The following is a 20383-nucleotide window of genomic DNA, read 5'->3' on the forward strand; positions in this document are numbered from 1 at the left end:
ACAACCTGAATTTATTCGAAGTCAGCAGAAGACTCAATCAAGGGTGAAGCTAGGTTTTTACTGGGCTTAACGCCTAATTCGCGTACTTTTTCTGCGGAGCGAATGAGATTACCTTTGCCGGTTTTCAATTTATTGAAGGCATCGTGATAGCTAGTTTGCGCTTGATCTAAGCGTTGCCCCAACTTCTCTAGGTCATCCACAAATCCAACAAACTTATCGTAAAGATTGCCGCATTGTTTTGCGATCTCTAGAGCGTTACGATTTTGATGGTCTTGTCGCCATAGATGGGCAACGGTTCGTAGCGTCGCCATGAGAGTGCTTGGACATACCAGCACAATATTTTTCGCTAGCGCTTCTTGATACAAGTTAGGCGCAGCTTTTAATGCAAGCAAGAACGCTGGCTCGATGGGCACAAACATAAGCACAAAATCTACTGAGCCCGCTCCATAGAGGGCGCTATAGTTTTTTCCAGATAAGCCTTGGATATGCTGGCGTAGTGACTGAATATGAGCAGCTAGTTCTTGCTCGGCAACTACAGGATCAGTAGTTTCAGCATGTCGCGCATAAGCAGTGATCGATACCTTGCTGTCGACTACTAGGCTTCTACCTTCAGGAAGCTTGATGACAACGTCTGGTTGCAACCGTGAGCCATCGGTTTGAGTATGACTATCTTGTACGAGATACTCCTCGCCCTTACGCAAGCCAGAGGATTCGAGGATGGACTCCAGCACGAGTTCACCCCAATTACCTTGAACCTTAGAGTCGCCTTTTAGAGCTTGGGTTAAGGACCGCGTTTCATCAGACATGCGTAAATTGAGATTGGCTAGACGCTCGATTTCACTTTTGAGGGCGTGGCGTTCACGAGCTTCATTGCCATATGAAGTGCTGACTTGCTCTTTAAATTCAGTGAGCTTAGTTTGCAAGGGCTTGAGTAAGGCATCTAAGCTAGCAGTATTTTGCTCCGTAAAACGCTTAGATTTATCTTCCAAGATCTCATTGGCTAAATTTTTGAACTGATTTGTGAGGGCTTCTTTTGCTTCATTGAGCGATTCAATTCTGCCTAGACCTTGTTTGCGTTCAGAGTCTAATTCTGCTTCTAGGCGAATAGCATTTTGCAATGCTTGGTCACGCTCGCTGCGCAGGCTTACTGCTAGGGCAAGCTCTGTTTGGGCTTGCAGCTCAACACGAGCAAGAGTGGAGCGTAAGTTCAGTGCATAAACTAAAAGGCCTGCACAAACTCCAAATGGCAGGCCAAACAGTAGAAGAGAGCTTAAATCAAAAGTCACAGCGTTAAAGTCTCAATGAAAATCTTGATTAAGCTTTAACGAGTTTTTGAAGTTCGCCAGACTGAAACATTTCAGTCATGATGTCGGAGCCACCAACAAATTCACCATTGATGTAGAGCTGAGGAATGGTTGGCCAATTTGCAAACTCTTTAATGCCTTGGCGAATACCGGCATCTTCTAAGACGTTCACAGTATGTAGGTTTTCAACACCGCTAGCACGCAAGATATTGACTGCGTTTCCAGAAAAGCCGCACTGTGGAAACTGGGCAGTTCCCTTCATAAACAATACAACTGGGTGGCTAGTAACGATTTCTTTAATTTGAGCTTGTGTGTCCATACATTCTTTCTACAAGGTTTCTACTACGGCGGTCTTATTGCAAAGACGGTTTGAAAATAGGGTTTAGTTGATTTTAAGACTTAATGTGAAAAAAGGTTATTGGGACCTATTTTCTGCCTGAGGCTACGCGGTAATGGCCGCCTAAATCCAGATGGGTTTGAATGTCGCGAAGGCCTGCAGACTCCATCAGCGCCACCACTGCCGCAGATTGGTCAAATCCATGCTCAACGGCTAATAAGCCATTGGAATTAAGGTGCAGTTTGGCGCCCAGGATGATGGCCTCTAAACAAGCAAGCCCATTACCGTGGTCGGTGAGAGCTGAAATCGGTTCAAAGCGTAGGTCACCCTGGCTAAGGTGAGAGTCGTTGGAGGCAATATAAGGTGGATTGCTCAGAATGATGTCAAAAGGCAAATCTGTATTTAATGCCTCATACCAGCTTCCTTGCAAAAGCTGCACTCGTTCAGCAATATTCAATTGCTTAGCGTTGGTTTTGGCAATCGCTAGAGCTTCATTAGACTGATCGGTGGCAGTAACCAGCGCTTGAGGTGCTTCATGCGCAATGGCTAATGCGATCGCTCCAGAGCCTGTACCCAAATCCAAAATTCTTGTGGGGATATCCAGTCGCGCTATTTCGCGTAAGCCAATCTCAACTAGCAACTCAGTTTCAGGGCGCGGAATCAGAACACCGGGCGCGACATAAAGCTCGATATTGTGAAAACCTCTTTTCCCAATCAAGTAGGCAATCGGTTCGCCCTGAGATCTTTTGGACTCTAGTGTTTTCCACTCTGTCAGCGCCTCAGCGTTGAGCTCTAAATCATCACGGGATAGCAGGGCGGAACGCGGAAGTTGGTAATGCTTTTCAAGGATGTGGGCCATAAGGATCTTGGCTTCACTGGGAGCGAGCTCAGAGGCGCTTAGCAAGGAGCGCAGGCAGGCTTCCCCCATGGATTAACTATCGCCTAGGGCAGCAAGCAACTCTGCTTGATGTTCAGATGCAAGGGCATTGCAGAGGTCATCGATATCACCATCCATCATGGCATCAATCTTGTAAAGAGTTAGATTAATGCGGTGATCAGTAATGCGACCCTGGGGAAAGTTATAGGTACGAATGCGATCACTGCGATCGCCTGTGCCAACAAGGGACTTCCGAGTCTGCGCTTCGAGTTGATGTTTCTCTCGTTCGCGAGCATCCATGATGCGAGACACCAATACCTTCATTGCTTGTTCGCGATTGCGATGTTGACTGCGATCATCTTGACACTCAACTACTGTGCCCGTAGGTAAGTGGGTAATGCGAACTGCCGAGTCAGTTTTATTAATATGCTGACCACCAGCGCCCGAGGCGCGGAAGGTATCAATACGTAATTCTGCTGGATTAATTTTGACTGCTTCAAGCTCATCTGCTTCAGGCATCACAGCCACAGTGCACGCAGAAGTATGAATACGTCCTTGCGTTTCTGTTTGGGGCACACGTTGCACGCGATGACCACCGGATTCAAATTTAAGGCGCGAATAAACGGATTGGCCGACGAGGCGCAAGACTACTTCTTTGTATCCACCTAAGTCGGATTCAGCAGCGCTAACTACCTCTACCTTCCAGCCTTGGCGCTCTGCAAAGCGGGTATACATGCGCAGTAGATCACCTGCAAAGAGGGCGCTTTCATCTCCGCCAGTACCTGCGCGAATTTCTAAGAAGACATTACGTTCATCATTCTCATCTTTAGGAAGTAGGAGCTTTTGTAGCGTGCCTTCTAGGGCTTCCATGATTGTTAGCGCCTGCTTTTGCTCATCATCCGCAAAGTCCTTCATTTCAGGATCTTTGCGCATTTCCTCTGCTGCTTGCGCATCTGCTTCGGCTTGTTTGTAAAGACCAAATTGCTCAACAACCGTGGCAATATCAGAATGTTCGCGCGTGAGCTTCCGATAAGCATCCATATCCTTGGTTGCTTCTTCGGAGGTTAATAAGGAGTTAAGTTCGGCTAAGCGCGTGTCTAGATGGTCTAGCTTAGCCCGCATGCTGGGCTTCATCTAATGGTCTTCTAGTTTGGAATGCGAGGCGAATAGTTTAGGTAACAGCTTAATCAAGGCGTCACGCTCGGCGCCATTAGAGTGTTGCAGCGCATGGAGTGAACCATGCAAAAATTTATTAGTGAGGCCTTGAGCCATCGCATTAAGAACTTCTTGAGGATCTTCCCCGCGCATTAATCGCTTCATTGCACGTTCTAGTTCCAGTTGACGTAAACGCTCGCCTTGCTGCTGGATATCCTGAATCAGTGGCACAGCATTGCGACCTTGCATCCAATGCATGAAGTTACCAACCCGATCTTCGATGATTGCTTCAGCTTGGCTTACCGCAGCTTGACGTAAGTTAGCGCCTGTCTGAATCATCACCCCTAAATCATCCACGGTGTAGAGATAGATGTCATCTAGTCTAGAAATCTCTGGTTCAAAGTCCCGTGGTACGGCTAAATCAATCATCACCATAGGCTTATGGCGCCGCTGTTTCAAGGCGCTTTCAACCATGCCAAGACCAATAATCGGTAGGGATGAAGCGGTGCTAGACACAATGATGTCAAACTCGTGAAGGCGGCCTGGTAGCTCTGAGAGTTTGAAGGATTCAGCTTCAACGTCTTGTGCAGAAATTGAATCCGCTAACTCTTGGCCACGCTCAATTGTGCGATTGGCGATTGCTACATTTTTGGGTTTGCGTGATACAAAATGAGTGGCACATAAGGTGATCATTTCACCAGCGCCAATAAATAAAATCTTTTGATCTGAGATTTTTTCAAAGATTCGCTCAGAAAGACGAACTGATGCTGCTGCCATTGAAATAGAATGAGCTCCAATTTCAGTCGAGCCCCGCACTTCTTTAGCTACTGCAAAAGTTTTCTGAAAGAGTTGGTTGAGATAGGTTCCCAAAACACCCGCATCGTTTGCAGTGCGAACTGCATCTTTCATTTGACCTAATATTTGAGTCTCGCCAATCACCATCGAATCTAAACCACAGGCAACTCTGAATGCGTGTCGCACTGCATCTGATTGGGGTAGTGAATAAATATGTGGCTCAAGACTGCTTGGTGCAAGTTGCTGAGTTTTAGCTAACCAGTCAAAAGTAGCTTCATGTAAGAGGCCTGCAGCGCTTGCATCATTTGCGGCACAGTAGACTTCAGTTCGGTTGCAAGTTGACAAAATGGTAGCTTCGGGCAGCCCAGCCTGATTCGCGCCAACTAAGTGTTGGCGAAGATCGTGTAACGCTTCTTGAAGAAATTCAGGGTCAAAGGCGACTTTTTCCCGAACGGCTAGCGGCGCTGTGTGATGATTGATGCCAAGTGTCAACAACTTCATAATGGCGATTATAGATTTGATGGCAGCATTAATGGGGGTATCAATGGGGTTTTTGGCTTTTCTGGTGATTGGGGGTATTTCTGGGGCATCGGCTTGGATTTTTTACCCCGGCCCTTCCTCTGGGCTTAAGCCCGGCAAGATCCTTGTAGCCTTCTTACTAGGCTTTGTTGCAGCCGCTTCTAGCTCGTATTTGGGCCAATATTGGGGATTTTTTCAGTCGGGGCAAATGATGGAGTGGGTTAGTGCCATTTTTGCCTCTTGTGCACTGGGATGTCTTTTTACTGCTTTAGCTAAATAAATCCGTTTGAGTGGTTTCCACCCACCGAATGGGTGAGTCCTGATGCTCAATTAGCCATTGATTGGTTTTGGTGAAATGTCCGCAACTACCTTTTCCGCCTGGTTTCAAAAAAGGCTTGTCTGTTTTGTATACGCCAAGACCAGAGGGATGAGAGGATTGCAAAACCAATTGGTCTTTGCCGATTTCAATCAATGGAAGTTTGGATTGAGCATGACCTCCCCATAGCATCCAGACTAAATATGGCTTTGATTTAGAGAGTGCAGCAATTAAGTGATCAATCAAACTCTTCCATCCTAAATTGGTATGGCTACCAGCTTCACCCAATTTGACACTCAACGCGGTATTGAGCAGAAGCACTCCTTGCCTAGCCCAGCCGTGCAGATCGCCATTAGGTAGCTGACCAAAGCCTTCTAGTGCCAGCGCCTTGCTAATGTTGCGCAGCGAGCTGGGAAATGCTCGGGAGATCACCGCAATATCTTCTGGAATAGAAAAAGCTAAGCCTTGTGCCAGTCCTGGGGAGTGGTAAGGATCTTGACCCAGAATGACTACCTTTACTGAATTCACTGGCGTAAGTTTGAGGGCTTTAAAAAAGTGTTGAGGCTCAGGCCTGACAACGCTTGAGTCAAGATTTAAAACGGTCTGTAAGTTTTGCTCTAGAGACTGCCAGTCGGTCGACTCGAAATAATCACCCAGTAATTCGCGCCAATCACTAGGAATATCGTCTTTTGTAAATAGCGCCTTCAATTTAGATTAAGCATCTTTCTTAGGCGCCAGATCATATTGCGTAGGTATCTGAACAGACTTCAGTGAGACCATGCGCTCATGCTCTAGGTCATCTCGGTAGAAAGTGATACGAGTGTGGGAATTCTCAGCAAGGCTTCCTAAGACCCTATCCCAGCGCGCACTGGTAATACGCTGCCCATCAATGCTGGCCAGTAAGTCTCCAGCCGCCAATCCTGCTGCCTGGGCAACACCACCATCGAGAACGTGCGTAACTTTGAGCCAGCCATTGACATCCGCATGGCGCATACCAAATTGCAACTTGAGTTTTTCTAGTGCTGATAGAGACTTTGGTTTGACAGAGATGAGGTTTGAGCCAATCCACTTTTGTAACGGAATATCTTCAACGCCAAAAATATATCGAGCTTTTATATCAGCCCAGATTTTGCTAAAGCCGCTGCCAAGTAGCTCAAAAATTAATGCATCTAACCCTTCTTCTGCAATCCCCTCGCTTCCATGCTTGCGCCATAGCAGGCGCATGAGGTCGTCTAGAGATTGTTTGTTTTGAGAGAAAGCGCGGATGTGTAGGTCCAGACCAAGCGCCAGTAATGCACCCTTACCGTAATAGCTAACTACTGCATTGGGGGTGTTCTCGTCCGCTTGGTAATACTTGGTCCAAGCATCAAAGGAGCTATCAGCAAGGCTTTGTTTGTGACGGCCGGGGCCGCGCAAGATGCCATTCCAGTTATCCGCCACTAACTTTAAATAGGTCTTGAGGTCGATGCGTTTGCTGCGCAATAGCTGGAGGTCATCGTAGTAACTAGTAAAGCCTTCAAACAGCCAGAGCAAGCGAGTGTGATTACGTTTAGCTAGATCGTAGGGCTGAAAGGCTTTCGGCTGAATACGCTTGACCAACCATGCATGGAAATACTCGTGACTACACAAGCCCAGAAATTCTCGATAAGCAGACTCTTCAAAAAGAATATTTTCTTGGGGTATTTGATCGCGTCTACATAGTAATGCCGTGCTGTCGCGGTGCTCAAGGCCTCCATAGCCATTCAAAACTGCATTAACCAAGAAGAGATATTCCCCGAATGGGGCAAGCTTTGTTTTAGGTTCAAAGAGATTGATGGTGCTAGTGCAGATGGCTTGAAGATCTTCTGCGAGACGCTTGGTATCAACAATGTGATTGCATCCTTGGATTGCCATTCGGTGGGCAATACCATTTGATTTCCAATGCACCAGCTGGAACTCGCCCATGGCTACTGGGTGATCTAGCAAGTCATCATAATTTTTCGCTAGATAAAAACCAAATCCACGCTCATCCGTTTTAGCCACCATTAAGGTGGTTTGCACTGTCCAGTGATCTGCAAATGCAAGCTCTGGTGCGGTGATTGCGAGTGAGCAAGGTAAATGCTCTTGCCCTTTAACGGCTAAGCACAAGCTAGTCGCGTTAAAGAAGGCTCGTTCAGTATCTAAATAGGCGGCGCGAACTGAAGAGTCATAAGCGTAAACGGTTGTTAGGATTTCTATGGCGCCATTAACGGGTGGTAAGCGCCAATGATCGTTGTCGATGCGCTCGAGAATAATTTTTTTTCTAGTGCCTGCAATTGAATATGCTTCAATCGATTCAATCTGCTTACTGAAATCACGAATTAAATAGCTACCCGGAATCCAGGCTGGCATTTGCAATACCTGACCATTGGGATCTGGATCAGTAATCAGCAGCTTGACGCGAAAATGATGGCCGTGCAGATCTGCCGGCCAGACCGTATATTGAATTGCGGGTAAGTCGGCATAGTTCATGATATTTATTTCAGAGAGCTAAATTTCTTTTCAATATCGGTGATTTGTACAGCGCCAGGGAAGCGGCTGCCATCGGTGAAGAATAAAGTTGGGGTGCCGGTAACTCCATAAGTCTTAGCAAAAGCCATATTCTTATCTAGGGGCGTACTGCACTCGCCTTTGCCGCTTGGTGCAATACCGTTAATCATCCAATCAATATAGGCCTTATAGGGATCGGAGGAGCACCAAATCTGTTTTGATTTCTGTGCGGAATCTGGCGATAGGATCGGAATGAGGTAGGTGTAAATAGTGACGTTGTCGAGCTGTTGTAGGGACTTCTCTAGGCGCTTGCAGTAGCCACAGTTGGGATCTGAGAAGACCGCTAGTTGACGGCTGCCGTTGCCGCGCACATTTTTGATGGCGTTAGCAGGCGTTAAGTCACTCCACTTAATCTTGTTTAAATCAGTCTGTCTTTGCTCAGTAAGATTTTTACCGGATGCGAGCTCTATGATTTCACCATGGATGAGATATTTTGCAGAAGCATCGGTATAAAAAATATCATTACCAACCAATACTTCATATAGACCGGTAACGGGGGCTGGTGTAACACTTTTCACCTTAGCATTCGCACCCAGCTTCTTTTGGATTTCAGCTTTTACTTGCTGCTCTGGTTGTGCGTGTAGTTGCCCTGCACAAAGTAAGGTTGCGCTGATAAAAGCAATCGCAGATAAGAATTTACTCAAAATCAATCTCTCCCAAAGCGCGTTCTATTAAGCGCTGTTTTATAAAATGGCTTTTATTCACAAGACCTAGACCCCAGTTACGAAGTTGTCGTTCTGTATTGCTGCTTGCAGAAAATAATTTTTTCAGTTTATCGGTTACCCATAACAACGCGCTGGTATCACCTTGACGCTGACGCTCATAGCGACGAAGCAGCACTAAGTCGCTTGGCGATCGGAAAGACTCCCTCTTGCCTAAAATGTTTAGGAGTACTGCTACATCTCGAAGTCCCAGGTTAAGTCCCTGGCCGGCCAGTGGATGCATAACGTGGGCTGCATCGCCTATGAGGACTACCTTTGGGCATGCTTCAGGACCAATAAATCGCGTAGCGCGAATTTTTCTTAAGGGGAAGGTGGCTGGACTTGAGTTGAGGGTTAACTCACCTAATTGTTTAACAATTGCGCCATTGGCAATGGATGTAAATCGTTCAAGCCATTGGGCTTGATCCAGTTTTAATAAGTCTGCCGCATGTTCTGGCGAGGTTGACCACACCATAGAGACTTGCTTTCCGGGTAGAGGCAACATGGCAACAATATCGCCGCCCGGCAAGAACCACTGAAAGGCAGTTTCTAGATGTGGATAGGAACAAAGCCAGTTGGCAACCACTGCACTTTGTGAGTAACTTTCTTCGCTTGCACTAATGCCAACTTGATCGCGAATAGGTGAGTTAGCGCCATCGGCTGCAATGACGAGTCGCGCACGAATACTGCCACCATTTTTTAAGTGAAGGGTACTGCCATCGGCGTCAACAGCGATCTCTTCTACGGCATCGCTCATGCGTTCTAATTTATTTTGAAAGCGCGATGCTTGATCAATGGTGTGCTCAATTAAATTGGATTCTCCAATCCAGGCAAGTTGCGGGGCACCAGCTTCAAACGCGGAAAGATGGAGTTGATCATTTTTTTCGCCGCGATCTCCGAAGATGCGCATATCTCGAACTGGTTGTAGGCGACCATGATCCAGGGCGTCCCAAATCTGCAAGTGAGCTAGTAATTTCTGAGTGCTTGGAGAAAAGGCATAAATTCTTTGCCCCCATTGAGGACCCTGTGGGTTTGAGACATTCTGCCCTAGATCGGGAGCAATCTCGATGGTCTGTAGGCCAAGCTGAGCCAGGCCTAGGGCGCAAGCCTTACCAACAATGCCGCCCCCAACCACCACAACATCTGCAGTGCGGTTTTGGGAGCTCGGGATCGAGGGCTTTGAGGGAGAATTTTGCTGAACTTCTGACATAACTCGATGATATCGAAACAAGCCCCTTTACAATACGAACATGTCTTTGAAATGTGGCATCGTCGGCCTGCCTAACGTCGGCAAATCTACCCTCTTTAATGCGCTTACCAAGGCTGGAATCGCAGCGGAAAACTATCCTTTCTGCACGATCGAGCCTAATGTGGGCGTTGTTGAGGTTCCTGACCCCCGTCTAGCCGCCTTGGCTGAGATTGTGAAGCCTGAGCGCATCCTGCCGGCAGCCGTCGAATTTGTCGATATTGCTGGTCTCGTAGCTGGCGCCTCAAAAGGCGAGGGCCTCGGCAATCAATTTTTGGCGAATATTCGTGAAACCGACGCTATTACTCATGTCGTGCGGTGTTTCGAGGATCCCAACGTGATTCACGTTGCTGGAAAAATTGATCCTATCGCCGATATTGGTGTGATCGATACTGAATTGGCTTTGTCTGATTTGGCAACGGTGGAGAAAACCCTGAACCGCTCAAGCAAGGCTGCTAAGTCTGGCAATGACAAAGAGGCTGCAGCCTTGGTTGCTGTTCTCACGAAAGTTCAAGCGCATTTGGATTCTGCTTTGCCAGTACGCAGCCTCAATCTGAGTGATGATGAAAAATTATTGATTAAACCTTTGTGCTTGATTACGGCTAAACCCGCAATGTATGTTGCAAACGTAAAAGAGGATGGATTCTCTAACAATCCACATCTTGAAGCGGTTAAGCAACATGCTGCAAAAGAAAATGCTCCTGTAGTAGCCGTGTGCGCCGCAATTGAAGCAGAAATTGCAGACTTGGAAGAATCTGACAAGATTGAGTTCTTGGCTGACTTAGGTATGGAAGAGCCAGGTTTGGATCGCGTGATTCGTGCTGGCTATTCATTGCTGGGTTTGCAAACGTATTTCACGGCAGGTGTGAAAGAAGTTCGCGCTTGGACTATTCATGTGGGCGATACAGCGCCGCAAGCAGCGGGCGTCATTCATACCGACTTTGAGCGGGGCTTTATTCGTGCACAGACGATTTCGTACGATGACTTCGTTCAGTTCAAGGGTGAGTCTGGCGCTAAGGAAGCTGGCAAGATGCGAGCCGAAGGTAAAGAGTATGTTGTGAAAGACGGTGATGTATTGAACTTCTTGTTTAACGTCTAAAACAATCTTATCTTTGCAAAATAAAAAGCCCTGAAAAGGGCTTTTTGCTTATGGAGCTGAAGAGTTAAGTTATTTAAACTGCTTTCGCTGCCTTCTCCAGGCATTTAGAAATTTCTTCATAGCGTTTAATCGCCATCTTGGTAGGAACTACTTCTTTTTTGCGACCATCTGCGTTGGCTGCCATTTTGACGTAACCCATCGCACTGAGATTTTTCAGGCGACCATGCAAAGTAGCTTGTGATCCTAGGTCAGTAAGCGAAATCAAATCGCCAACCAGTATTGCCTGTTTTGCGTGAGCGCAAGCAACAATCTTATCGAGCAAACTCTCTTCGATGCAGTCTAGTTTTTTCCCTGGATTGATGCGATCTATGGCATCAATCAGATTGAGAAATTTAATATAGGGAGAAGTTTTTGGAGTTGGCATATTGGATGACGATTATTTAATATTAGCTCTAAGGCTAATGTCAGTGTATTCCCTTAGTCTCATTTTAGCAATTGACGTGCGTCAAATAAAAATAATCCATACTTACTGCAATGTTTAAATTGCTCAAAATTTCATCAGAATGGTTTATCGGATGCGCTATTAGTGCGATAGCGTACGCACTACTTTTTTATTTTAATAGTTGGCTAACTAACGGCATTACTTTTGGCTTGGGAGTAAGTTGGATTTATTTGCCAGCCGGCCTACGCTTATTTTTAACGTTAATTTTTGGTTTGCCGGGCGCTATCGGTATCGCTGCAGCATCTTTCTTAATTAGTTATTACGGCGATTTTCCGCATGACTTAACGTTATGTATTGGTGTTGGGCTTATTTCTGGATTTGCCCCTTACTTGGCTAGATATTTTGTTTTTAGCAATATTCGCCTCGAATCAGACTTAAGTAATTTAGACTTCCCAAAACTGATTGCTTGTATTTTGATTTATTCCCTACTTTCTGCGGGCCTTCATCAATGGTGGTTCTCTACGATGACTCTAGAAGATACGGGTAGCGTAAATCACTTCGTAGTGATGTTTATAGGTGATGTACTAGGTTCACTGCTACTAATCTCCTTGATCAAATACTGCTTAGATCTATTGAGAAAGATTAGGAGAACAGCTCACTAAGGGCTGCACCGGGATCGGCGGCGCGCATAAAAGCCTCGCCGACCAAGAAAGCATTGATTTGATTGTTGCGCATGAGATCTACATCAGTGCGACTCAGTATCCCTGACTCCGTTACCAAGGTTTTGTTGTCTGGAACCATGGATAGAAGAGAAAGGGTGGTTTGCAGTGTGACCTCAAAAGTCTTGAGGTTGCGATTGTTAATGCCAAGTAATGGTGTTTTAAGTTCCAGTGCTTGCTCTAACTCTGGTGCATTGTGAACTTCAACTAAAACATCTAAGCCTAGTTCATGGGCGCAAGCTTCGAGATCTTTCATTTGATTCAGTTCCAAGCAAGCCACAATTAATAAGATCGCATCAGCACCAATGGCGCGTGCTTCATAGACCTGATATGGATCTATTGTGAAATCTTTGCGTAGCACTGGAATTTGGCATGCAGCGCGTGCTTCTTGTAGATAAGCATTGCAGCCTTGAAAGTAATCCTTGTCAGTCAGAACCGATAAACAAGCGGCGCCATGTTTTTCATAGGACTGTGCAATCGCTGCAGGTAAGAAGTTCTCGCGCAAAATGCCTTTGCTTGGGCTTGCTTTTTTAATTTCAGTGATGACCCCGGCTTTACCAGCAGCGATCTTGTTCTCAATGGCCTGAATAAAGCCTCGCGGCTTCAGAAGGACATCTTGATTATTCGCTTCAGCCTGCTCGCGTTGATTGGCAAGTGAGAGTTTCTGTAGGCAGCTGGCAACTTCAATCTTTTTGGTTGCAACAATTTTGTCGAGAATATCGCTCATGAAGGATAAATTATTTAGATTGTGTTGCTGCAACAAAGGCGTCAAGCTTTTGACGGGCAGCTCCTGACGTAATGGCAGTCTTGGCTAATGCAATGCCGCTGGCAATATCTTTAGCTACACCAGCCACATAAAGCGTGGCACCTGCATTGAGGCAGACGATATCGCTTGCTGGACCTGGCTTGCCATCGAGTACGTCTAAAACTATTTTCTTAGACTCTTCAGCATTTGCCACCTTGAAGCTATTAGTCGGAGCTGTACTTAATCCAAAGTCTTTTGGATGAATTTCATATTCACGCACTACGCCATCTTTAAGTTCACCAACCAATGTTGGACCTTCTAAAGAAATCTCGTCAAGCCCATCGCGTCCGTAGACCACAAGGGCATGCTCCATTCCTAGGGCTTGTAATACACGCGCCTGAATGCCAACGAGGTCAGCATGAAATACGCCCATCAAGATACGTTTGGCATCTGCAGGATTGGTAAGCGGTCCAAGAATGTTGAAGATGGTTCGCACACCAAGTTGTTTACGAATTGGCACTACGTTCTTCATTGCCGGGTGATGATTTGGTGCAAACATAAAGCCTGCACCAACGCTTGATATACATGCAGCAACCTGATCCGCAGATAAGGCTAGATTGACCCCAAGCGCTTCTAATACATCTGCACTTCCTGATTTACTACTCACGCTGCGATTACCATGTTTAGCAATTTTTGCGCCAGCACCTGCAGCTACAAACATAGCAGCGGTCGAGATATTAAAGGTGTGGGCACCATCACCACCTGTGCCGACGACATCTACTAAATGAGTGCGGTCGTCAACCGCAACTGAGGTTGCAAACTCGCGCATCACCTGTGCGGCAGCAGCAATTTCACCAACAGTTTCTTTTTTGGTGCGGAGTGCAACCAGCAACCCAGCAACTAGCTCAGGCGACATTTCACCGCTCATGATGAGGCGCATCATCGCCGTCATTTCATCATGAAAGAGCTCGCGATGTTCAATGCAGCGTTGTAATGCTTCTTGCGGAGTAATTGACATGGCGCTATTGACAGACTTTATTTGTTTTGCAAAAAATTCTTAAGCAGGGCATGGCCATGCTCAGAAAGAATGGATTCGGGGTGGAATTGCACGCCTTCAACAGCAAGCTCTTTATGACGTACACCCATGATCTCACCATCGGATGAGGTGGCAGTTACTTCTAGCATTGCCGGCAAGGAGCTCTTCTCAATCGCAAGAGAGTGATAGCGAGTCACCTTAAACGGATCGGGCAAATTCTTAAATACACCTACGCCGGTGTGATGAATGCTATCAGTCTTACCGTGCATGACCTTTTGGGCACGAATCACTTTGCCGCCAAACGCCTCACCGATGGCCTGATGTCCTAAACAAACTCCTAGGATTGGAATTTGCCCTGCATAACGTTTGATGGTCTCCACTGAGATGCCTGCCTCTGAAGGGCTGCAAGGTCCTGGAGAGATACAAATACGAGCCGGATTGAGCTTAGCAATCTCTTCAACGGCAATTTCATCATTGCGAAATACTTTTACTTCTTCACCGAGTTCTGCAAAGTACTGAACGAGGTTGTAAGTAAATGAATCGTAGTTATCAATCATTAGGAGCATCAAGTCCTCCTTGTACTAAATCTGCAGCTGTTAAGACTGCACGCGCCTTGGCTTCGGTTTCTTTCCATTCGGCAGTTGGATCAGAATCAGCAACGACACCTGCTCCAGCTTGCGAGTGCAGCATGCCGTCACGGATCACGCCCGTACGAATGGCAATCGCTACATCCATATCCCCCGAGAAGGAGAGATAGCCTACTGCGCCACCATATACGCCGCGCTTCACAATTTCCATCTCATCGATGATTTCCATGGCCCGAATTTTTGGGGCACCTGAAAGGGTACCTGCTGGGAAGGTGGCTCGTAGTACGTCCATATTGCTCATATTGTCTAAAAGATCACCTTCTACTGAGCTCACGATATGTTGAACATGTGAGTACTTCTCAATAGACATGGAGTCAGTTACTTTGACTGAGCCAGTTTTGGCAATGCGACCTACGTCATTGCGGGCTAAATCAATCAGCATGACGTGCTCGGCGATTTCCTTGGGATCCGCCAAGAGCTCTTTAGCTAAGCGCTCATCTTCTTCTGGATTGGCTCCACGAGGGCGGGTTCCGGCAAGTGGTCGTATGGTGACAATCTTCTCGGCAGCGCGTTTTTCTTGACGCACCAAAATCTCTGGAGATGAGCCTACGATTTGCATATCGCCAAAATCATAGAAATACATATAAGGCGATGGATTAAGAGAGCGTAAAGCTCTGTATAGAGCTAATGGAGAATCTGTAAATGGCTTGCTAATACGCTGACCAATGACGACCTGCATGCAATCGCCGGCCAAAATATATTCTTTAGTTTTGAGTACGGCGTTTTCAAAATCAGCCGCTTTAAATTTACGAATGAGATCGGTTTTAGTGCTTGGTAAAGAGGCCGGCATATTTGCAGGCTTACCAAGGCAGGCGAGCAATTCTTTTAAACGACCCTGTGCATTTTCAAAGCTACCTGCAATGCTTGGGTCTGCATAAACAATGAAATAAATTTTTCCAGCAACGTTATCAATGACCGCTAACTCTTCAGTCAACATGAGTTGAATATCGGGTACGCCCAATTCATCCGGTAGTTGATGTTTGGCTAAACGTGACTCAATATAACGAACGGTGTCATAACCAAAGTAACCAGCAAGACCACCACAAAAGCGCGGCATATCAGCTTGTACAGCTACCTTGAAACGCTTGAAATAAGTATCAACAAAGTCGAGCGGATTCTCAGTATTCGCCTCAACAACTTTTCCGTCTGTTACGACTTCATTTACTGGTGCAGTAGGTGTGCCAACAGTTCTCACGATAGTCTTGGCAGGCAGGCCAATAAAGGAGAAGCGGCCGAAACGCTCACCACCTAAAACAGACTCCAATAGATAGGTATTGGTCTTGCCAAATGCTTGAGAGAGCTTGACGTAGAGTGATAGTGGGGTCTCAAGATCAGCCAAAACCTCCTTAATTAGGGGGATGCGATTGAAACCCTGCTTAGCTAGGGCATTAAATTCTTCAAGCTGCATTACGCTTTTCCTGACTTTCCTAACTCAGTGCGCATTGCTTGAATTACTTGTGCGTAATTTTCTTGTGCGTAGATTGCTGAGCCAGCAACAAAAGTATCAGCACCTGCTTGTGCTACTGCCGCAATATTGTCGACCTTAATGCCACCGTCTACTTCAAGGCGAATGTGTCGCCCAGTCTCAGCTTGATAGCGATCGAGGCGTGCGCGTACTTGCGTAATCTTCTGCAAAGTGCTCGGAATAAATGATTGACCACCAAACCCTGGGTTTACTGACATGAGTAATACAAGGTCGAGTAATTCCAACGTGTGATCAAGATGATCAAGTGGTGTAGCTGGATTGAGTACAAGACCAGCTTGACACCCCTGGTCGCGAATCAAGTTCAGCGTGCGATTGACATGAGGACTGGCTTCAGGATGAAAGCTAATTAAATTAGCGCCTGCTTTAGCAAAATCAGGAACGATGCGGTCTACTGGCTCGATCATTAAGTGAACATCGATCACTGCAGGTTTCCCATCTTTATTTGCATAAGGACGAATAGCCTCACACACCAAGGGGCCAATAGTGAGGTTAGGTACGTAGTGGTTATCCATCACATCAAAGTGAATCCAGTCAGCCCCTGCGACTAAAACGTCCTGCACTTCCTTGCCTAGGCAGGCAAAGTCGGCAGACAAAATAGATGGGGCAATCACAAATTGACTATTTGGGGATGATTTTTGGCTTTCCATCCCTAGATTCTAGCTTGCAGTTGGCCTAAGGATGGAGCAGAATTCGAGCATGAATCCCCACGAAATGAGCATTACGGTCAAAGCCCAGTACCTTCCCGACCAATCCGACCCCGATAATCGCCAATTTGCCTTTGCGTACACCGTCACCATCCGCAATACCGGAACGGCCAGTATTCAGCTAATTGCCCGTCATTGGTTCATTACGGACGGGGATAACGATGTCCAGGAAGTAAAAGGTCTAGGCGTTGTTGGGCAACAGCCCTTATTGCGTTCTGGCGAGCATTTTGAGTACACCAGCTGGGCTACTTTGCCCACTCCTGCAGGAACAATGCGAGGGGAGTACTTTTGCGTGACAGAGGACGCTCAGTTCTTTCAGGCCCCTATCCCAGAATTTGCTCTGGTGATGCCGCGTACCCTGCATTAAAACAAGGTATCCGAAATCCTATTTTTTACCTTTGCCCGTCCAAAGGACAATAAATAATAAAAGTCCTAAGGCAACAGCGCCTTCAAAGACAAAAAGCAGCATTGGGTATTCATCGAGTAAATTGGCAATCATGATTTCTAAATTTAAATTTGTCTCGTTAAGTGTATTCGCAATTCTTCTAGCGAGTTTGATTGCTGGATGTTCTGCGCCCCCAACTCGCGGAACGGGGTATCGCTCTAGTGGTTCTGGTGCATCACCATCTACCTACAGCTCTTCTATTGCTAGCTTTAGCGCTGTTTCTTGGCAAGCCCTGCCTGGCTGGCAAGAGGATGATTTATCTCAAGCTTGGCCTGCATGGTTAAAAAGCTGTGATGCCTTACGCAAAAAGAGCAGTGAAATAAATTGGCGGCAGGTATGTGCCCAAGCGAGTAATGTTTCAGGCCGTGACATACAAGCTGTTCGTAAATATTTTGAAAGTAATTTTCAAGCCTATGAAATTCGTAACAGCTCTGGAAGTGATACAGGATTAATTACTGGCTATTACGAGCCGCTTATGAATGGCTCGCTAACCCGCACCAGTACTTACAATGTGCCACTTTATGGTTACCCAAATGCATGGCGCAAATCGAAACCTAATCCAGGCCCAACGCGTGCAGAGTTAATCAGTTCAGGAGTTTTAAAAGGGTCAGAAATTGCTTGGGTGCAAGACCCTGTTGAGGCAGCCTCAATGCAAATCCAGGGGTCGGGAAAGATTCGTCTTGAAGATGGGCGCATCTTGCGTTTAGGTTTTGCTGGCACCAATGATCAACCTTTTAAATCTTCTGCTCAGTGGCTGTTAGATCGGAAAGAAATAACCCGTAGCGAAGCGACGATGCAAGGCATCTCGCAATGGGCTAAGCGTAATCCCGGCCAAGTAAATGACATGCTGAATGCAAACCCTCGTTTTGTTTTCTTTAAAGAATTGCCAGGCAATGTAGCTGCAGACTTGGGTCCCAATGGAGCTTTAGGTGTTCCGCTAACGGGCGAGCGCAGTATTGCGGTTGATTTACAAGCGATGCCATTGGGCGCGCCTGTCTTTTTGGCAACCACTAAACCCCTCAGTAGTCAGACTTTGCAAAAACTCGTGATGGCCCAAGATACGGGCAAGGCCATTGTGGGTGGCGTAAGGGCAGACTACTATTGGGGTTCTGGGGATTCTGCTGGAGAGATGGCGGGTCGCATGAAACAAAATGGCAGGATGTGGTTATTGCTTCCACGTTAATCAAATTCATTTCACTGAAAGAAATTCATGAGCTACAAAACAATTTTGACTGAAGTCGACGGCAAGGTTGCCACCATTACTTTGAATCGTCCTGAAGTATTGAATGCGCTGAACGATCAACTCATGGAGGAGTTGGGCGCGGCATTATTAGCGTTTGATGCTGATGACAATATCGGCTGCATGATCGTAACTGGTAGTGAAAAAGCATTTGCAGCTGGTGCTGATATCGCATCTATGGCTAAGTACGGTTTGAAAGATGTCTATCGCGGCGACTTTATTACCCGCAATTGGGAAGAGATTAAAAAAGTGCGTAAGCCTGTAATTGCTGCTGTGTCAGGATATGCACTCGGTGGCGGATGTGAGTTGGCCATGATGTGCGACACCATCATGGCTGCGGACAACGCAAAGTTTGCGCAACCTGAAGTCAAGCTGGGCATTATTCCTGGGGCTGGCGGCACGCAACGTTTGCCACGTGCTGTATCAAAAGCCAAAGCGATGGACTTGGCATTAACAGGCCGCATGATGGATGCTGCTGAAGCTGAGCGTTCAGGTTTAGTCGCCAGAATTTTCCCTCAAGCGGATTTGCTGAAAGAAGTTAAAGCAATTGCTAAAGGGATTGCAGATATGCCTTTATTAACTGCAATGATGGTGAAAGAAAGTATCAACACTGCCTATGAGACTACTTTGTCTGAGGGTATTCATTTTGAGCGCCGTCTCTTTCATGCCTGCTTTGCAACGAACGATCAAAAAGAAGGCATGGCTGCGTTTATGGAAAAACGTCCAGCCAAATTTACGAACTCTTAAGTCAGTAATTCAAAAAGAATTTAGTTTTTTTCTAGGAAGCGCTGAGCTAGTTTGACCCAATAGCTCACGCCTACTGGAATCAAAGAATCATTGAAGTCGTACGAAGGGTTGTGAAGATGGCATGGGCCCATGCCATGGCCTACCGAGCGATGATCGCCATCGCCATTGCCTAAGAACACGTAGCAACCTGGCTTTTCGAGCAGCATAAATGCAAAGTCTTCGGCGCCCATCGTTGGATCCACAGAGCTATTGACGTTTTGTTCACCCACTAACTCACTCATTACCTCTGTGGCGAATTTCACTTCATTGGCGTGATTAATGAGGGGCGGGTAATTTCTGGAAAAGGCAATCTCCGCTTGGCAATCAAATGCGCCTGCAACGCTATGAGCAATTTCTCGCAAACGTTGTTCAATCAGATCTAAGACATCCAATGTAAATGTGCGAACCGTACCGCCGATGAAGGCGCTATCAGGAATGACATTGCTAGTTTCTCCCGCATGAAACTGGGTAATGGATAAAACCGCAGCATCAACAGGGCGCTTATTGCGCGTAATGATGCTTTGCAAGGCAAGCACTACTTGGGCGCCGGCAAATACTGGATCTGCGCTGTTATGGGGTAGCGCAGCATGACCACCTTTGCCTGTGATGGTAATTTCAAAAGCATTACTAGAGGCCATCATGGGGCCGGCAGTAACACCAAAGTGACCTGCCGGAAAACCGGGCCAGTTGTGTAAACCAAAGACCGCATCACATGGAAACTCTTTAAAGAGTCCATCTTTAATCATTTCATTCGCACCAGCACCGCCTTCTTCGGCTGGCTGGAAAATAAAAATCACCGTGCCTTTGAACTCGCGATGATTAGATAAATATTGTGCGGCGCCAAGCAACATTGCCGTGTGACCATCATGTCCGCATGCATGCATCTTGCCTGGATTTTTTGAAGCATGAGCAAAGTTGTTGTGCTCTTGTAATGGCAGCGCATCCATATCAGCGCGTAGGCCAATCATCTTGCCTGGTCCTAAGTCACCATCCAGACGACCGACCACACCAGTTTTTCCCATGCCACGATAAACAGTAATTCCCCAGCTGGAAAGTGCTTCCGCCACTAGATCAGATGTGCGATTTTCTTCGAAACGCAATTCAGGGTGAGCATGAATATTGCGGCGAATTTCTTGAATAGCTTCTGCGGACTCAGTAATTTCAGGAATTAAATGCATCCCTTCATCTTATCCGAAAGTCTTTTGATATGTCTTCT

General features: G+C 46.5%; 22 protein-coding genes. 6 read left to right on the plus strand and 16 right to left on the minus strand.

Annotated features, from left to right (window positions below; all coding sequences use genetic code 11):
- Window positions 1–11 precede the first annotated feature (11 nt).
- The 5 genes from rmuC to hemA all read right to left on the minus strand — a co-directional run bounded on the left by rmuC (window position 12) and on the right by hemA (window position 4969).
- Window positions 12–1286, minus strand: coding sequence for a DNA recombination protein RmuC (rmuC, locus tag AOC21_RS00700; RefSeq protein WP_215391912.1), 1275 nt, complete (start codon window positions 1284–1286; stop codon window positions 12–14).
- Between the two features lie 28 nt (window positions 1287–1314).
- Window positions 1315–1623 carry a Grx4 family monothiol glutaredoxin gene (grxD, locus tag AOC21_RS00705; protein WP_215391913.1) on the minus strand — a complete coding sequence of 103 codons (309 nt, stop codon included), beginning with the start codon at window positions 1621–1623 and terminating at the stop codon, window positions 1315–1317.
- Between the two features lie 106 nt (window positions 1624–1729).
- Window positions 1730–2569 carry a peptide chain release factor N(5)-glutamine methyltransferase gene (gene prmC / locus AOC21_RS00710; protein ID WP_215391914.1) on the minus strand — a complete coding sequence of 280 codons (840 nt, stop codon included), beginning with the start codon at window positions 2567–2569 and terminating at the stop codon, window positions 1730–1732.
- Window positions 2570–2572: 3 nt separating this feature from the next.
- A complete protein-coding gene (gene prfA / locus AOC21_RS00715; protein WP_215391915.1) occupies window positions 2573–3652 on the minus strand; it encodes a peptide chain release factor 1 in 1080 nt (359 codons plus the stop codon).
- Window positions 3653–4969 carry a glutamyl-tRNA reductase gene (gene hemA / locus AOC21_RS00720; protein ID WP_215391916.1) on the minus strand — a complete coding sequence of 439 codons (1317 nt, stop codon included), beginning with the start codon at window positions 4967–4969 and terminating at the stop codon, window positions 3653–3655. It abuts the gene before it with no gap.
- Between the two features lies 1 nt (window position 4970).
- Here hemA and AOC21_RS00725 point away from each other — a divergent pair, with 1 nt between their 5' ends.
- Window positions 4971–5267 (plus strand): hypothetical protein, encoded by a 297-nt coding sequence (locus AOC21_RS00725; RefSeq protein WP_251371524.1) that lies wholly within the window; start codon window positions 4971–4973, stop codon window positions 5265–5267.
- Here AOC21_RS00725 and AOC21_RS00730 read toward each other — a convergent pair.
- From AOC21_RS00730 to AOC21_RS00745, 4 genes are read right to left on the minus strand one after another with little or no spacing between them, the layout of a single operon-like run.
- Window positions 5256–6011: a uracil-DNA glycosylase gene (locus tag AOC21_RS00730; RefSeq protein WP_215391917.1), complete on the minus strand. Its 756-nt coding sequence runs from the start codon at window positions 6009–6011 to the stop codon at window positions 5256–5258. The two genes, AOC21_RS00725 and AOC21_RS00730, sit on opposite strands and share 12 nt — an antisense overlap.
- A 6-nt stretch (window positions 6012–6017) precedes the next feature.
- The gene (locus AOC21_RS00735; protein ID WP_215391918.1) at window positions 6018–7793 is read right to left on the minus strand and encodes a M61 family metallopeptidase; all 1776 of its coding nucleotides are present in this window, start codon (window positions 7791–7793) and stop codon (window positions 6018–6020) included.
- Window positions 7794–7798: 5 nt separating this feature from the next.
- Window positions 7799–8515 carry a DsbC family protein gene (locus AOC21_RS00740; RefSeq protein ID WP_215391919.1) on the minus strand — a complete coding sequence of 239 codons (717 nt, stop codon included), beginning with the start codon at window positions 8513–8515 and terminating at the stop codon, window positions 7799–7801.
- Window positions 8508–9782: an FAD-dependent monooxygenase gene (locus tag AOC21_RS00745; protein ID WP_215391920.1), complete on the minus strand. Its 1275-nt coding sequence runs from the start codon at window positions 9780–9782 to the stop codon at window positions 8508–8510. The genes AOC21_RS00740 and AOC21_RS00745 overlap by 8 nt, the downstream gene beginning before the upstream one ends.
- Before the next feature lie 40 nt (window positions 9783–9822).
- On the opposite strand from AOC21_RS00745, the gene ychF reads away from it, so the two are divergent.
- Window positions 9823–10917: a redox-regulated ATPase YchF gene (ychF, locus tag AOC21_RS00750; RefSeq protein ID WP_215391921.1), complete on the plus strand. Its 1095-nt coding sequence runs from the start codon at window positions 9823–9825 to the stop codon at window positions 10915–10917.
- A gap of 73 nt (window positions 10918–10990) precedes the next feature.
- Here ychF and AOC21_RS00755 read toward each other — a convergent pair whose 3' ends face one another.
- On the minus strand, window positions 10991–11341 hold the full coding sequence (locus AOC21_RS00755; protein ID WP_215391922.1) for a hypothetical protein: 351 nt from the start codon (window positions 11339–11341) through the stop codon (window positions 10991–10993).
- 110 nt (window positions 11342–11451) lie between these two features.
- Between AOC21_RS00755 and AOC21_RS00760 the strand changes: the two genes are divergently transcribed.
- Window positions 11452–12021: a hypothetical protein gene (locus AOC21_RS00760; RefSeq protein ID WP_215391923.1), complete on the plus strand. Its 570-nt coding sequence runs from the start codon at window positions 11452–11454 to the stop codon at window positions 12019–12021.
- Here the strand turns inward: AOC21_RS00760 and trpC are convergent.
- Genes trpC through rpe form a run of 5 tightly spaced genes read right to left on the minus strand, consistent with a single transcriptional unit; the run spans window position 12002 to window position 16639 of the window.
- Window positions 12002–12805 (minus strand): indole-3-glycerol phosphate synthase TrpC, encoded by an 804-nt coding sequence (gene trpC, locus AOC21_RS00765; protein WP_215391924.1) that lies wholly within the window; start codon window positions 12803–12805, stop codon window positions 12002–12004. The genes AOC21_RS00760 and trpC overlap by 20 nt on opposite strands.
- A 10-nt stretch (window positions 12806–12815) precedes the next feature.
- Window positions 12816–13841 (minus strand): anthranilate phosphoribosyltransferase, encoded by a 1026-nt coding sequence (gene trpD / locus AOC21_RS00770; protein ID WP_215391925.1) that lies wholly within the window; start codon window positions 13839–13841, stop codon window positions 12816–12818.
- 17 nt (window positions 13842–13858) lie between these two features.
- Window positions 13859–14425 carry an aminodeoxychorismate/anthranilate synthase component II gene (locus AOC21_RS00775; protein WP_215391926.1) on the minus strand — a complete coding sequence of 189 codons (567 nt, stop codon included), beginning with the start codon at window positions 14423–14425 and terminating at the stop codon, window positions 13859–13861.
- Window positions 14409–15914, minus strand: a complete 1506-nt coding sequence (gene trpE, locus AOC21_RS00780) for an anthranilate synthase component I (protein WP_215391927.1) — start codon at window positions 15912–15914, stop codon at window positions 14409–14411. Before trpE ends, AOC21_RS00775 begins: the two co-directional genes overlap by 17 nt.
- Window positions 15914–16639 (minus strand): ribulose-phosphate 3-epimerase, encoded by a 726-nt coding sequence (gene rpe / locus AOC21_RS00785; RefSeq protein WP_215391928.1) that lies wholly within the window; start codon window positions 16637–16639, stop codon window positions 15914–15916. Before rpe ends, trpE begins: the two co-directional genes overlap by 1 nt.
- A 49-nt stretch (window positions 16640–16688) precedes the next feature.
- On the opposite strand from rpe, the gene apaG reads away from it, so the two are divergent.
- The 3 genes from apaG (at window position 16689) to AOC21_RS00800 (ending at window position 19128) form a co-directional block, all read left to right on the plus strand.
- Window positions 16689–17063 carry a Co2+/Mg2+ efflux protein ApaG gene (apaG, locus tag AOC21_RS00790; RefSeq protein WP_215391929.1) on the plus strand — a complete coding sequence of 125 codons (375 nt, stop codon included), beginning with the start codon at window positions 16689–16691 and terminating at the stop codon, window positions 17061–17063.
- Window positions 17064–17193: 130 nt separating this feature from the next.
- Window positions 17194–18324: a murein transglycosylase A gene (locus AOC21_RS00795; protein WP_215391930.1), complete on the plus strand. Its 1131-nt coding sequence runs from the start codon at window positions 17194–17196 to the stop codon at window positions 18322–18324.
- A 27-nt stretch (window positions 18325–18351) separates the two neighbouring features.
- Window positions 18352–19128 carry an enoyl-CoA hydratase gene (locus AOC21_RS00800; RefSeq protein WP_068320268.1) on the plus strand — a complete coding sequence of 259 codons (777 nt, stop codon included), beginning with the start codon at window positions 18352–18354 and terminating at the stop codon, window positions 19126–19128.
- 20 nt (window positions 19129–19148) lie between these two features.
- On the opposite strand, the gene AOC21_RS00805 is transcribed toward AOC21_RS00800, so the two are convergent.
- Window positions 19149–20345, minus strand: a complete 1197-nt coding sequence (locus tag AOC21_RS00805; protein WP_215391931.1) for a M20 aminoacylase family protein — start codon at window positions 20343–20345, stop codon at window positions 19149–19151.
- Window positions 20346–20383: the final 38 nt, after the last annotated feature.

Origin of the sequence: Polynucleobacter sp. VK25 (assembly GCF_018687355.1) — a bacterium.
Taxonomy (GTDB): Bacteria; Pseudomonadota; Gammaproteobacteria; order Burkholderiales; family Burkholderiaceae; genus Polynucleobacter.

Coding starts and splice junctions, on each gene's coding strand:
- AOC21_RS00745 (WP_215391920.1), bottom strand. CDS start 9,782: ATGTCAGAAGTTCAGCAAAATTCTCCCTCAAAGCCCTCGATCCCGAGC.
- AOC21_RS00760 (WP_215391923.1), top strand. CDS start 11,452: ATGTTTAAATTGCTCAAAATTTCATCAGAATGGTTTATCGGATGCGCT.
- ychF (WP_215391921.1), top strand. CDS start 9,823: ATGTCTTTGAAATGTGGCATCGTCGGCCTGCCTAACGTCGGCAAATCT.
- AOC21_RS00735 (WP_215391918.1), bottom strand. CDS start 7,793: ATGAACTATGCCGACTTACCCGCAATTCAATATACGGTCTGGCCGGCA.
- AOC21_RS00755 (WP_215391922.1), bottom strand. CDS start 11,341: ATGCCAACTCCAAAAACTTCTCCCTATATTAAATTTCTCAATCTGATT.
- AOC21_RS00795 (WP_215391930.1), top strand. CDS start 17,194: ATGATTTCTAAATTTAAATTTGTCTCGTTAAGTGTATTCGCAATTCTT.
- prfA (WP_215391915.1), bottom strand. CDS start 3,652: ATGAAGCCCAGCATGCGGGCTAAGCTAGACCATCTAGACACGCGCTTA.
- prmC (WP_215391914.1), bottom strand. CDS start 2,569: ATGGGGGAAGCCTGCCTGCGCTCCTTGCTAAGCGCCTCTGAGCTCGCT.
- hemA (WP_215391916.1), bottom strand. CDS start 4,969: ATGAAGTTGTTGACACTTGGCATCAATCATCACACAGCGCCGCTAGCC.
- rpe (WP_215391928.1), bottom strand. CDS start 16,639: ATGGAAAGCCAAAAATCATCCCCAAATAGTCAATTTGTGATTGCCCCA.
- AOC21_RS00805 (WP_215391931.1), bottom strand. CDS start 20,345: ATGCATTTAATTCCTGAAATTACTGAGTCCGCAGAAGCTATTCAAGAA.
- grxD (WP_215391913.1), bottom strand. CDS start 1,623: ATGGACACACAAGCTCAAATTAAAGAAATCGTTACTAGCCACCCAGTT.
- apaG (WP_215391929.1), top strand. CDS start 16,689: ATGAATCCCCACGAAATGAGCATTACGGTCAAAGCCCAGTACCTTCCC.
- trpD (WP_215391925.1), bottom strand. CDS start 13,841: ATGTCAATTACTCCGCAAGAAGCATTACAACGCTGCATTGAACATCGC.
- trpE (WP_215391927.1), bottom strand. CDS start 15,914: ATGCAGCTTGAAGAATTTAATGCCCTAGCTAAGCAGGGTTTCAATCGC.
- AOC21_RS00775 (WP_215391926.1), bottom strand. CDS start 14,425: ATGCTCCTAATGATTGATAACTACGATTCATTTACTTACAACCTCGTT.
- AOC21_RS00800 (WP_068320268.1), top strand. CDS start 18,352: ATGAGCTACAAAACAATTTTGACTGAAGTCGACGGCAAGGTTGCCACC.
- trpC (WP_215391924.1), bottom strand. CDS start 12,805: ATGAGCGATATTCTCGACAAAATTGTTGCAACCAAAAAGATTGAAGTT.
- AOC21_RS00725 (WP_251371524.1), top strand. CDS start 4,971: ATGGCGATTATAGATTTGATGGCAGCATTAATGGGGGTATCAATGGGG.